We start from the raw sequence: 12,168 nt of genomic DNA, 5'->3' as shown, positions 1-12,168 counted from the left end.
CCTTTTTATGCCTCACCGCTAAAGCGGTTGATAATCTGCTTGCCCAGCGCCATTTGGTGTACCTGATCCGGGCCGTCAGCCTGGCGGCACCAGCGCGCATAGTTGAAGGCCTCGGCCATCATATAGTCTTCGGTAAAGCCGCCCGCACCGTGCAATTGCATGCAGCGATCGATCACCGTTTGCACCAGCAAGGGCACCGTGGTTTTCGTTGCGGCAATCATGTCCACCGTGGCCATGGGACCCTGCTCGTCGATCAGTTTGCAGGTTTTTAAAATGAGCAGGCGCGCCATTTCTATTTCAGAAAAACTGCGCGAAATATCCTCGCGAACCGACTGATGGCGGCTCAGCGTGCGACCAAAGGTGGTTCGCGATACCGCGCGCTGACAGGCCAGCTCCAGGGAGCGTTGGGCGGCGCCGATCAACCGCATACAGTGATGCATACGCCCGGGTGCTAGACGCCCTTGGGCAATTTCAAAGCCGCGCCCCTCACCCAGCAAGACATTTTCCAGCGGTACACGCACATTAGTAAAGCGCATCTCGGCGTGGCCCACCGGCGCATCATCGTAACCGAAGGTTGTCAGCGGGCGAATAATCTCCATACCCGGCGTGCCTTTAGGCACCAGCACTTGTGTCTGCTGCTTGTGTCGGCTGGGGTTATCGGGGTCAGATTTACCCATCACGATAAAAATTTTGGTGCGCTCGTTCATCGCCCCGGTGATGAACCACTTGCGACCATTAAGCACCCACTCGTCGCCGTCTTTTTCGATGCGCAGTTCAATATTAGTGGCATCACTGGACGCCACCTGCGGTTCCGTCATGGCGTAGGACGAGCGAATCTCACCAGCCAACAGCGGCGTTAACCAGCGCTCGCGCTGCGCGTCAGTGGCGTATTTCATAAATACTTCCATATTGCCGGTGTCCGGCGCGCTGCAGTTAAAAACTTCTGCCGCCCACAGCACTCGCCCCATTTCCTCACACAGGGGGGCGTAGTCCAGAAAGCTCAAGCCGCCGCACTCGCTGTACTGGCCGTACTCTTCCGGCACAAACAAATTCCACAGCCCGGCCGCCTTCGCCTTGGCTTTTAGCTCGTCCATCAGTGGCATCGGCGCATAGCGATTACTGGCCTCGGCCAGCTGCTCGGCATAGGCCTTCTCATTCGGGTAGATATGCGCGTCCATAAAGTCTTTTAAACGCGCCAGCAGATCTTGCGCTTTCGCAGAGGATCGTAAATCCATCATATTCTCCTTGGGCCGCAGCCCTGGCCAATGCGGTGTAGGTAATTAGGTATAGGTAATTAAGTGGCGGTCCTGCGGACGCTCCAAATGGGGAACGCCATTGAAACTGTTCAACTGATAGTGGCCCGCCTTGCAGAAGTACTGACTGATGCCGGTATTTTTCGCCTGCAAATTCAACTGGATCATGGTGTTTACATCCAAGGTGAGCACCTCGCGCAATATCGCACTGCTCGCCCCACCGGATGTCACCACCAACACGCGGCCACGCTGGCTGCCAATTTCCGTCAAGGTGTCTCGCACCCGCTGTTCAAACTGTTGCCAGCTTTCGCTGACGCCCGCTATTTCATCCCGGCTCCATGCCAGCAGTGCGCGGCGCAGTAAGCGGTAAAAATCGCGGGCGTCCTTCAGGTCGATGTCTTCGTCGAGGCTGGGTAAATACGCATCAACCAAGGAGTGGAAGTCATATTCGTTTAACCCCGGTAATACCGTGGCCTCGGGTGTCGTGGCCAACACATCCTTCACGCCCGCCAGCGTTTCGCGGTGGCGGCGCATACTGCCGGTATAGACCGCGTCAAAATGCAGGTCGCGGCCGTGGCAGTATTCTCCCAGCAAACGCGACTGCTCCCAGCCAACCTCGGTTAGGCGGTCGTAGTCATCGGTGCCAAAGGCTGCCTGACCATGCCGCACGACATACACTTCGCTCATATCGCCTCCTGAACATCTACACGGAGTCTACCTAGCTGATAATAATTAAAGAAATTTATTTATCTTATCGGTTATCATCATCGAAACTTATAGCAAGGTGAGCGAAATGAACCTCTCTCGCATCGACCTAAACCTATTTATCGTCTTTGATGCCATTTACACCCACCACAGCCTCACGCGCGCGGCGGGTGTTTTGCATGTTACTCAGCCCGCCGTTAGCAATGCCCTCACGCGACTGCGCAACACCCTCGACGACCCATTGTTCGTGCGCAGCCCGCAGGGCATGAGCCCGACGCCGCTGGCTCGGCAGTTGATCACGCCGATCCGCGACGCCTTGCAGGGCCTGGAACAGTGCGTACAAACCCGCCAGCAATTCGATGCCACAACGGCAAAACAAACGCTGCGCCTGCATACCACCGAGCAGGCCGAAATCTTCCTACTCCCTCGCCTGCTGGAACGGCTGGCCAAACACGCGCCCGGCATCAACCTGGAAGTGGAATTTATGCGTCGACGGGAAATCCCCCTGGCACTGGCGGCTGGCGAGCTGCAGCTCGCGATTGACGCGCCGCTGATCAACCACAGTGAACTGGTATCGAAACCCCTTCGCCGCGACCACTACGTTTGCGTGATGCGCCGCGACCATCCGCTCGCCAAACGCGAGCTGAGTCTGGAGGACTTTCTGGCCGCGCGTCATATTCATATCTCCAGTCGCAGCCGCGGCTCGGGGCATATCGATCTGGCGCTGCGCAGCCTTGGCCACCAACGACGTATCGCCCTGCGCCTGCAACACTACTCCAGCCTGCCATCCCTGTTGGCACGCAGCGATGACCTTGCGGCCATTCCCCAGAGCCTGGCCCAACTTGGCCCCTGGCACAGCAAGCCCCTGCCCTTCGACTGCGCCGCTTTGGAGTTGCATATGTTCTGGCACAAAAATGCCGACCACGAGCCCAGCATCAACTGGCTGCGGGAACAGCTTGTGCAGTGTTGCGAAGAATTAGAGAAAGAGCTGCCGAAGAACGCCGGCAGCTCATTGTCGGCTTAGGCGAAGGTCTCGCCTTTTTCAGCCTTGTCGAGCAGGACTTGCGGTGCAGCGAAGCGCTCGCCGTAGCGGCTTTCCAGCTCGGCCAATCGCGTGGCAAAGGCTTTCAAGCCGTAGGTATTCACGTACTGCAAAACACCCCCGGTGTGAGGCGGGAAACCAATGCCCATTATGGAGCCGATATTGGCATCCGCCACTTGGTTCACCACGTTTTCTTCGTAGCAGCGCAGCGACTCAACAATCTGCCTAAACAGCAAACGGTCTTTAATATCGTCTACGGGCAGGTCCACCTCGGGCTTGTGGTACAGCGAGTAAAGCTCCGACCACAACTGCTTTTCGCCACCTTCTGGGTAGTCGTAGTAACCGCCGCCATGGGCGCGACCGCCGCGGCCGTATTCATTCAGCATTTTGCTGGCAATGCGGTAGCTGGCCGTTTCTCCGGCAAACTTGTCACCGAGGCGCTCGTCCAGTTCGCGATTCGTTTCGCTCACCTTCACCGCCAATTGCTGACTCACTTCGTCTTGTACGGCGAGCGGGCCAACCGGCATCCCCACAGCGCGACCCAGATTTTCGATCAATACCGGATCAACGCCTTCTTCAATGAGTTGCGCCCCTTCCTCGATATAGGTAGCGAATACGCGCGAGGTAAAGAAGCCACGCGAGTCGTTGACCACAATCGGCGTTTTGCGAATCTGCTGAGCGTAGTCAAACGCTCGCGCCAGGGTTTCGTCAGAAGTCTGTTCGCCGGTAATAATTTCCACCAGTGGCATCTTGTCGACGGGCGAGAAGAAGTGAATACCGATGAAGTTCTCCGGGCGCTTTGCCGGCTCTGCCAGCAGGGTAATAGGCAGGGTTGAGGTGTTTGAGCCCCACACGCCGTTTTCAGCCAGCTTGCCCTGCAGCTCTTCCGTGATCTTATGTTTAAGGTCAACGTTTTCAAACACTGCCTCAATAATCAGGTCGCAGCCTTCGAGCAGGTCGGCGTTATCCGTAGGGGTAATCAGGCCCAGCACTGATGCTTTTTTCTCTTCGGTCATGCGTCCACGGGCAACACGCTTGGTCAGCAGTGTATCGCTGTAAGCCTTACCCTTGTCCGCCGCATCCTGACTGATATCTTTCAGGATGACCTCGATGCCAGCCATCGCTGACACATAGGCAATCCCCTGTCCCATCATACCGGCGCCGAGAATACCGACTTTCTTCACAGCGGTTTTCTCGATGCCTGCCGGGCGACTGCCGCCGCCGTTCACCTGATTCATTTGCAGGAAGAAGCTCATCAGGTTCTTGGCAACTGGCGTGGTCACCAAGCCAACAAAAACCCGCGCCTCAATTTCCATTGCGGTGTCAAAGTCGACACGCAGAGCATCCGCAATCACATCCAAAATCTTAACGGGCGCTGGCACCAAGCCCCGCGTTTTTTGGAACAGCATGGGGTTAGCACCCTGCAGCATTTGGGTGATCTTCGGGTTCTTGGCGTTGCCGCCAGGAATTTTAAAGCCCTTCGCATCCCAGGGGTTCATCGCCTCTGGGTTGGCTTTGATCCACGCCTTGGCTTTGCTGATCATGCTTGGCACGTCGTCAGCCAGCTCTTCAACCAAACCGGCTTCCAGTGCTTTCTTGGCATTAAAGCGGGTGCCTTCCAGCAGCGGCATAATGGCGCGCTCAACACCAAATTTGTTCACCATGCGCACGATACCGCCACCGCCGGGCAGCAAGCCCAGGCTCACTTCCGGCAGGCCCACTTGTACGGCCTTGCTGTCGAGTGCAACGCGGTGGTGGCAGGCCAGGCAAATCTCGTAACCGCCGCCGAGCGCCGCACCGTTAATGGCCGCAACCACTGGGCGACCCAGTTTCTCCATGCGGCGCAGCATGCCTTTGATCTTGAGGTTCATCTCAAACATCTCTGCCTCGCCCTCACCGGGCTTCAGGCTGAGCATGCTTTTGATATCACCGCCAGCAAAGAAACTGCTTTTTGCAGACGTGAGTACCACACCGGCAATGGATTCGCGCTCCGCTTCCAGGCGGTCAATAGTCTCACCCATCAGCGCTACATATTCGTCGTTCATCGCATTGACCGGACCGCTCATGTCCATAGTCACCGTTACGATGTTGTCGCTATCTTTTTCGTAGTTGAATGTTCCAGTCATCGGACTTACCTATTCTGTTAAATCTGAAAAATGCAGGGCTGCGCGCTTACACTCGCTCAACAATCGTTGCGATACCCATACCGCCGCCCACACACAAGGTCACCAAGCCAAAGCGCTGTTGGCGACGCTCCAGTTCATCCAGTACTGTGCTGATCAGCATGGCACCGGTCGCGCCTAGGGGGTGGCCCATTGCAATGGCGCCACCGTTTACATTGATCTTTTCCCAGGGGGCTTGCGTGTCTTTTTGGAAACGCATCGCCACCGATGCAAACGCTTCGTTGATTTCAAACAGGTCGATCTGATCGATCGTCATACCGGCTTTTTCCAGCACCTTAAACGTGGCAGGGCCAGGGCCCGTTAACATAATGGTAGGCTCGGTTCCGGTAACCGCTGTCGCCACTACGCGGCCGCGGGGCTTCAGGCCCAATTTTGCGCCGGCTGCTTCGCTGCCGATCAATACCGCGGCTGCGCCGTCGACAATACCTGAGGAGTTACCCGCGTGGTGAACGTGATTAATACGCGCAACGTGGGGGTATTTGCTCAAGGCGATATCGTCAAAACCCATGCCGCCAAGCATCTCAAAGGAGGGCTTCAGCTTGCTCAGGCTCTCTACAGTGGTGCCCGGCTTGATAAAGTCGTCGCGCTGCAGGATGACCATGCCGTTGCCGTCTTTCACCGGAATCACCGAGCCGTCAAAGTAACCGGCCTCGCGGGCCGCGGCCGCGCGCTCTTGTGAGCGAACCGCAAAGGCGTCGACGTCTTCGCGGCTAAAGCCTTCCATCGTCGCAATCAAGTCTGCGCCCACACCCTGGGGAACAAACGCGGTATCTGATGCGGTCTGCGGGTCTTCACCCCAGGCGCCGCCGTTGGCACCCATGGGCACGCGAGACATGCTTTCCACGCCACCGGCAACCACCAGCTCTTCCCAGCCCGAGGCAATCTTCATCGCCGCCAGGTTCACAGCTTCCAAACCGGAAGCGCAGAAGCGGTCCAGCTGAACACCGGCCACTGACTCATCCCAGCCCGCCTTCATCACCGCGGTTTTCGCAATACAGGAACCCTGCTCACCCACTGGCGTTACACAGCCCATGACTACGTCATCCACCAGGGCGGTATCTAAACCGTGGCGGTCACGCAGGCCGTTTAGCAGGCCAGCAAGAAGATCGACGGGCTTCACCTGACTCAGGGGCGAACCCATTTTGCCTTTGGCACGCGGTGTTCTTACCGCGTCGTAGATAAAAGCACTGTTGCTCATGATGGTTCTCTCACTTTGCATGAAAATCGTGCACCAAAGATTGGACGCGGGGGGCCGCCTGAACAATGATCTGCTGTGACAGACGATAGACATTTTCTTACAGGTCGACGTAGACTGGCGCGCCAAGACAAAAGAATGACGGAGCGCCACAGTAGTGAGTGTCAGTGACCACCGCACGATTTCTGCCGCCTTTGTGCGGGCCATCGGTGCGCGCCAGCCCCTGTCGGCAAACCAACAATCGGCGCTGCTCGCGGAGTGTGATATCCCGGAAAGCGTGCTCACTAGCGACCGCGCCCGTGTGCGTCCAATTCAATTTGCCCGCTTGCTCGAAGCGGTCACTCAACTCAGTGGTGACGAGTCACTCGGCTACAACAAACACCCTCAGCGCCCCGGCACGATGGCGGCGCTAATGCGTTTTGCCCATAACAGCGAAGACCTGCTTCAGGCCTTTGAGCGCCACATCGAACTGTTCAACCTTTTCGACAGCGGCTATAAAGTGAGTTTGCAGCAACGGGACAACTACGCCTTTTATCGGCTTGAACCTGAGGCTGGCTATGAGCTTGCGCCGTGGACCTGCGAACAGCATATGATGATGCACCACCGCTATTTTTGCTGGCTGTGTGGTACGCGCCTGCCCCTGCTAAGAGTCAACCTTCACTACCCGCCGCCGCGCCATCGCGATGAATACCACTACCTGTTTCACACTGAAACGCGCTTCAATCAGCCCCATGCCGATTTCGTATTTGCTCGTCGACTGCTGAGCCTGCCCGTGGTGCGCAGTAATGCTGAGCTAGAGGATTACCTACAGCGGGTCCCCTACGAACTGCTGCATATGCCCGACCAAGAGGGCAGCTATACCGAGCAGATTCGCCGCTACCTGAAGAAGTCGCTGCCGCAGCTGCCCAACTACGAACACATTGCCGAGGCACTTGGCGTCGGCGCACAAACACTGCGGCGACGACTTGCCCAGGAAGGCTGCGACTATCGCCAGCTCAAGCACGAATTACTGCGCGACCTCGCCATCGACTTACTCGCCGACCCGGAGCTGGATATTAAAAGTATTTCTTATCAACTCGGCTTCTCTGAGCCCAGTGCTTTTATCCGTTCTTTCAAAAAATGGACCGGCAGCAGCCCCGGCGAGTACCGGCGCAACAACACAATTAGCACCGAGCAAGACACAGCCAAACCGCTGCCATAACAGGCTGGCAAAACGCGCTGAGGCGTTTTACATTGATAGCCGCGAGCAAATAATACCGATAACACGCCAAGGAGCTCCGGCTATGAAGATTCACCAGTTCGTCGACTATCACGCGCGGGTGCGTGCTAGCAGCGACTGCATCATTTACCAAGACACCGTCCTCAGCTACGGCGACATTACCGAGCAATCTCACCGCATTGCTGCGGGGTTACTGGCGCGGGGCATTCAACCCGGTGACCGCATCGCCATCATGTGTCAAAACTGCCCGGACTTTCTCACCGTGCTGCTGGCCTGCAGCCGCATTGGCGCGGTGTTATGTGCGGTAAATTACCGCCTTGCCCCGGAAGAAATTCGCTACGTTGTACAAGACAGCGAAGCAAAATTACTGATTGTTGCCGACGAAGAACTGACCACCTTGAGCGACGCTGTGCAACAGGCTCAGCCCGGGCTGAACATCCTTGCCAGCCACAACCAAAGCTGGACAGAGTGGCTGTCCTCGCTGAGTGATGCTGGCGAAGTCGACAACAGCAGTGACAGCTCGGCAGCGCTACTCCAGCTCTACACCAGCGGCACCACCGGCCGCCCCAAAGGGGTGGTGCTCAGCCAGCGAAACATCCTGTCGCTGTACTGCATGACCAGCGCGTCCTGGGAGGTTAAGTCCGGGCCTGGCGGCCGCGATCTCGTTAGCGCGCCCAACTTCCATATCGGCGGTGCCGGCACACTGATCCTGCCGGTGTTATCCGGCGCCAGCGTGGTACTCCACAAGACCTTCGACCCCTTTAAAATCGCAGAAGATCTTGAGCGTTATAAAATTGAAAACACCTTTATGGTTCCCGCGATGATCATGGCACTGATCCATATGGTGCCCGACCTGCGCCAACGCGACTTCAGCCACCTGCGGCAAATTGTGTACGGCGCCTCGCCCATCAACAGCGCACTATTGCAAGCGGCGATGGAGGTATTCGACTGCAACTTCTATCAGGTATACGGCATGACCGAGACCTGCGGCGCTGTCGTGTCACTCTCGGCAGACGATCATCGCCGCGCAGCGAACGACGCCCCCGAACTGCTGGCGTCCTGCGGTCGACCCCAAGCGGGCGTTGACGTGAAAGTGGTCGACCGCGACGGCAACCCACTACCCAATGGCGAAACCGGCGAACTACTCATCCGCTGCGACGCCAACATGATGGAATACTACAACCGCCCCGACGCGACCGCCGAAACCCTGGCCGGCGGCTGGGTGCACACCGGCGACTCCGCGGTGATCGACGAACACGGTTATATTTTCCTGCGAGACCGCATTAAAGACATGATTATTAGCGGCGGCGAAAATATCTATCCTATCGAGATCGAAAACGCCCTCAGCCAACACCCGGCCGTGGCCGATGTTGCCGTGGTGGGCATTCCCTGCGAAAACTTTGGCGAAACGCCACTGGCCTGCGTGGTGCTTGCCGAGGGCAAGCAGCTAAACGAAACGGAGATGATCGAGTTCTTACGCAATGACCTAGCAGGCTACAAGATTCCACGCCAGCTCAAAGTGTTTGCCGAACTGCCGAGAAACCCAACCGGGAAAATTCTGAAAAAAGTGCTGCGCGAACCCTACTGGGAAAACCAGGAACGGGCTATTAATTAACGCCAGGCTTGAAAAAAGGTGAGCTGGCGCAGTTAACCACCGCGACAGCTCAGCCTTCACCCCTCAAAACACCAACAAACTACGACTCAGCAACAATGTAGGTAAGCATCTCCACTACCTGCTCTGGTGTCGTCGCCCAGGCATACGCTGCCGCATCCACCTCTTTCAATGGGTGAATAATCTCCTCACCATGCAGCGTGATATAGGGCTTACCCTTCGCCGCGCAGTACCCCGCGTCAAAGGCCGCGTTCCACTGCTTATACTTGTCGCCAAAGCGGATTACCGCGATATCGCACTGCTCGATCAGCGTGGAGATCCGCATCGCATTCACCTTTGCCGACTTGTGATCGCGCCAAAAGCTGTTCTCCTCCGCGCCCAACACATCACCCGCGGCATCACTGGCCTCATGATTCGTCACCGCCGATGAAAATGTAATACCACTGCCCTTGCAGCCAGCAATAATTTGCTCCCGCCAGTCCGTATGGATTTCGCCGGAAAGATAGACATTCAATTTCATGTTAAAAGTCCTGGAGATCGATTTCGAGAAATGGGGTGATACGCAAAAAAAGAGCGAATGGTATCGGAATCTGGGCAGACCAGCCAAGCGCCATCGACAAACCACTGCCCGTCTTGCAGTTACTTCGGCTTTTCCTCGTTTGCCAGCATGGTTAGGTATTTGGCAAAACGCCGCTGCCGCGTCTCCGGTTTTTTGGCACTGATCAAACCGTAGGCAATCACAAAACGGTTCGCCTTATTCAACGTATCAAAAAACGACTTCGCCGTCGGTTCGCCTTCAAGCGCCGCCAGAAAATCCTCCGGCACCGTCATCTCACTCACCGCATAGGCGTTTTCCCAACGCCCATCCGCCTGCGCCGCGCGAACATGCACCAACCCCGGCTCCTGCATGCGACCCTCGTCGATCAAACGCTCCACATGAGCCCGATTCCGCTTCGACCAACTACTGCGCGCCTTGCGCGGCGTAATCCGCTGAAGATACGCCTGCTCATCAAGCGACTTCTTTACCCCGTCGATCCATCCCCAACACAAGGCCTCAATCACCACCTCATCCCAGGTCACACTAGTCACTGACGACTGCTTCTTAAAAATCTTCACCCACAACTCACTCTCACTGGCATGATTAACCTCTAGCCACGCAGCAAGTTGCTTCGGTGTTGGAAACGCTATGGTTCGTGATGGGGCAACGTCTGGCATTTAATGAAGTTCTCTTGATTTTAACGCCGCCAGCAACCGCGCCGCTTATCGGCGTCGGCCTGCCTTGCCTTGTTATGGGTGTTTTGGCAGAATATACCAATATTTGGTACAGGAGGCACCCCATGGCTAGAAATACCAGCATTACACTTGGGCCCCACTTTGACGATTTTATAGCCGCGCAGGTTGAAAATGGCCGTTACGGCTCGGCGAGCGAGGTTGTGCGTGCCGGGCTGCGGCTGCTTGAAGAAACGGAGAGCAAGCTTGAAAGGCTCCGGCGCCTCTTGGACGAAGGTGAACAAAGTGGGATAGCGGACTACTCCCTTGAAAGCGTTATTGCTGAGCTGGATAACGAAGCTCACTAATGCGCCCATACCTACTAACCACCGCTGCTCGAAAAGACTTTATAGATATTGGCCGGTTTACCGACGAAAAATGGGGAAAGCGGCAACGCGACAAGTACCTCAAGCAGCTTGATAATGCCTTCAAGCTGCTTGCTCGCCAACCTGAGATAGGTCGCGATGCGGATGACATAAAACCTGCGTACAAAAAGTTCAGCCAAGGCAGCCATATCATCTTTTACCGAGCTGGCACGGAATCCAAGATCGTTGTGATCCGAATCCTCCACAATAGTATGGATGTTGAGCAGCACCTCTAAAACCCATAACGCCCACGCCAGGGGCAGGCAAAGTGGAGCGCGTTTTTGTGCAAAAATGAGCGCAGCGATTGCACAAAAAGGTGCGGAGCTTTGACTGTCCCGCCGTGTTTTTCAGCGGCCGACTGCGCGTGATTGTTATGAATTTTCACGCCTGAGCGGCCTAAAAATTGGATAGTAAAATTATTCGGCCACCTCTTGCCACGACCAACCCTTAGATTGCATACATGCCAGAAAATATTCTTGACGCGCACGTTTAGCAGTTTCAATTGCATTGGCTTGTGCTCTCATAGCCTCCCGATTTGCTAGCGATTGTTGGACGTCTGACGCTCCTCGTTGATCCACTGGAATTCCGCTAGATCCCACCGATACATTTTGGGTTTGCTGCATAGATGTAACACTTGTTTGCGGCTGGGGTACTGCTGCGTAGGCTTTACTTAAACAATCAGCTTTATCCGTTCCAAATTGAGCGGAAGGAATTTCCGGCTTAGGATCTAAAACGTAAACCCATTCATACGTCGAACATGAAACCAAAGGAACCAAAATCAATAAAATAAAGGCAATTCTATGCATCGATTTCTCCTACATTCATAACGCCTGGACTCAGTGGCGGCGGCGCGATAGCGCTGACGTCCCTTGGAGCCCATTGTTAGGCCTTTTCTTGCCTGAGACTCGTAATCCTTTGTCCGCAAGTACGCCCAGTCTCACGGGCTCTTTAACTTTTGAGCACACTCTACGAAACCGGTAGTCGTTATTGCGCTGAAAATAATCAATGAATCGCCACTAGTTCACTAGACGCTTTTCAGCCTCTTTTAAATACTGACGCTCATAATCTACAGGCGACAGCCCATTGTTGGAACCATGCTGTCGTTTTGTGTTGTAGAACATCTCGATGTAATCAAATATATCGCTCCTTGCTGCATCTCGTGTCGCGTATATTTTGCGCTTTATTCGTTCTCGCTTTAGTAACTGGAAGAAGCTTTCCGCAACCGCGTTGTCGTGGCAGTTGCCTCGGCGGCTCATGCTCCCCTCCAAGCCATGCTCTCTGAGAAACTCGCTCCAGTCATGGCTTGTGTATTGGCTGCCCTGATC

The 12,168-nt window shown here is 55.7% G+C and carries 13 protein-coding genes; 5 read left to right on the top strand and 8 right to left on the bottom strand.

Translation table 11 applies throughout. From position 1 onward, the window contains the following. Positions 1–5: 5 nt before the first annotated feature. A complete protein-coding gene (locus H573_RS0115135) occupies positions 6–1,235 on the bottom strand; it encodes an acyl-CoA dehydrogenase family protein (RefSeq protein ID WP_084498113.1) in 1,230 nt (409 codons plus the stop codon). Positions 1,236–1,280: 45 nt separating this feature from the next. Then, entirely contained in the window at positions 1,281–1,940 is a 660-nt protein-coding gene (locus H573_RS0115130; protein ID WP_027875009.1) for a histidine phosphatase family protein, read from the bottom strand. A 106-nt stretch (positions 1,941–2,046) separates the two neighbouring features. Between H573_RS0115130 and H573_RS0115125 the strand changes: the two genes are divergently transcribed. Next, on the top strand, positions 2,047–2,982 hold the full coding sequence (locus H573_RS0115125) for a LysR family transcriptional regulator (RefSeq protein ID WP_027875008.1): 936 nt from the start codon (positions 2,047–2,049) through the stop codon (positions 2,980–2,982). Here H573_RS0115125 and H573_RS0115120 read toward each other — a convergent pair. Next, entirely contained in the window at positions 2,979–5,126 is a 2,148-nt protein-coding gene (locus tag H573_RS0115120; protein WP_027875007.1) for a 3-hydroxyacyl-CoA dehydrogenase NAD-binding domain-containing protein, read from the bottom strand. The two genes, H573_RS0115125 and H573_RS0115120, sit on opposite strands and share 4 nt — an antisense overlap. 46 nt (positions 5,127–5,172) lie before the next feature. Then, on the bottom strand, positions 5,173–6,381 hold the full coding sequence (locus H573_RS0115115) for an acetyl-CoA C-acetyltransferase (RefSeq protein ID WP_027875006.1): 1,209 nt from the start codon (positions 6,379–6,381) through the stop codon (positions 5,173–5,175). 154 nt (positions 6,382–6,535) lie between these two features. Here H573_RS0115115 and H573_RS0115110 point away from each other — a divergent pair, with 154 nt between their 5' ends. Both H573_RS0115110 and H573_RS0115105 read left to right on the top strand, forming a co-directional pair. Continuing rightward, the gene (locus tag H573_RS0115110; RefSeq protein ID WP_027875005.1) at positions 6,536–7,579 is read left to right on the top strand and encodes an AraC family transcriptional regulator; all 1,044 of its coding nucleotides are present in this window, start codon (positions 6,536–6,538) and stop codon (positions 7,577–7,579) included. A gap of 82 nt (positions 7,580–7,661) precedes the next feature. After that, the gene (locus H573_RS0115105; protein WP_027875004.1) at positions 7,662–9,212 is read left to right on the top strand and encodes a long-chain-fatty-acid--CoA ligase; all 1,551 of its coding nucleotides are present in this window, start codon (positions 7,662–7,664) and stop codon (positions 9,210–9,212) included. Between the two features lie 79 nt (positions 9,213–9,291). Here the strand turns inward: H573_RS0115105 and H573_RS0115100 are convergent, their stop codons facing one another. Then, positions 9,292–9,729: a YtoQ family protein gene (locus H573_RS0115100; protein WP_027875003.1), complete on the bottom strand. Its 438-nt coding sequence runs from the start codon at positions 9,727–9,729 to the stop codon at positions 9,292–9,294. A 119-nt stretch (positions 9,730–9,848) separates the two neighbouring features. After that, a complete protein-coding gene (locus tag H573_RS0115095) occupies positions 9,849–10,298 on the bottom strand; it encodes a YdeI/OmpD-associated family protein (protein ID WP_205618953.1) in 450 nt (149 codons plus the stop codon). Between the two features lie 83 nt (positions 10,299–10,381). Here H573_RS0115095 and H573_RS19905 point away from each other — a divergent pair, with 83 nt between their 5' ends. Further along, positions 10,382–10,786, top strand: coding sequence for a type II toxin-antitoxin system ParD family antitoxin (locus H573_RS19905; RefSeq protein WP_234701883.1), 405 nt, complete (start codon positions 10,382–10,384; stop codon positions 10,784–10,786). Further along, complete coding sequence (locus H573_RS0115085) at positions 10,786–11,079, top strand: type II toxin-antitoxin system RelE/ParE family toxin (RefSeq protein WP_027875000.1); 294 nt, start codon at positions 10,786–10,788, stop codon at positions 11,077–11,079. Before H573_RS19905 ends, H573_RS0115085 begins: the two co-directional genes overlap by 1 nt. A gap of 180 nt (positions 11,080–11,259) precedes the next feature. On the opposite strand, the gene H573_RS19555 is transcribed toward H573_RS0115085, so the two are convergent. After that, complete coding sequence (locus H573_RS19555) at positions 11,260–11,649, bottom strand: hypothetical protein (RefSeq protein WP_154653923.1); 390 nt, start codon at positions 11,647–11,649, stop codon at positions 11,260–11,262. 210 nt (positions 11,650–11,859) lie between these two features. Further along, on the bottom strand, positions 11,860–12,168 hold a 309-nt coding region (locus tag H573_RS0115075; protein ID WP_027874998.1), incomplete at its 5' end, for an IS3 family transposase.

Origin of the sequence: Neomelitea salexigens DSM 19753 (assembly GCF_000422345.1) — a bacterium.
GTDB classification, from domain to species: Bacteria; Pseudomonadota; Gammaproteobacteria; order Pseudomonadales; family Spongiibacteraceae; genus Spongiibacter; species Spongiibacter marinus_A.
Note: the sequence above shows the minus strand (reverse complement) of the source record. Positions and strands in the feature narration are given on the sequence as shown.

Bases quoted from the DNA above. Each gene is read 5' to 3' on its own strand.
- H573_RS0115135 (WP_084498113.1), bottom strand. From the start codon at position 1,235: ATGGATTTACGATCCTCTGCGAAAGCGCAAGATCTGCTGGCGCGTTTA.
- H573_RS0115130 (WP_027875009.1), bottom strand. From the start codon at position 1,940: ATGAGCGAAGTGTATGTCGTGCGGCATGGTCAGGCAGCCTTTGGCACC.
- H573_RS0115125 (WP_027875008.1), top strand. From the start codon at position 2,047: ATGAACCTCTCTCGCATCGACCTAAACCTATTTATCGTCTTTGATGCC.
- H573_RS0115120 (WP_027875007.1), bottom strand. From the start codon at position 5,126: ATGACTGGAACATTCAACTACGAAAAAGATAGCGACAACATCGTAACG.
- H573_RS0115115 (WP_027875006.1), bottom strand. From the start codon at position 6,381: ATGAGCAACAGTGCTTTTATCTACGACGCGGTAAGAACACCGCGTGCC.
- H573_RS0115105 (WP_027875004.1), top strand. From the start codon at position 7,662: ATGAAGATTCACCAGTTCGTCGACTATCACGCGCGGGTGCGTGCTAGC.
- H573_RS0115100 (WP_027875003.1), bottom strand. From the start codon at position 9,729: ATGAAATTGAATGTCTATCTTTCCGGCGAAATCCATACGGACTGGCGG.
- H573_RS0115085 (WP_027875000.1), top strand. From the start codon at position 10,786: ATGCGCCCATACCTACTAACCACCGCTGCTCGAAAAGACTTTATAGAT.
- H573_RS19555 (WP_154653923.1), bottom strand. From the start codon at position 11,649: ATGCATAGAATTGCCTTTATTTTATTGATTTTGGTTCCTTTGGTTTCA.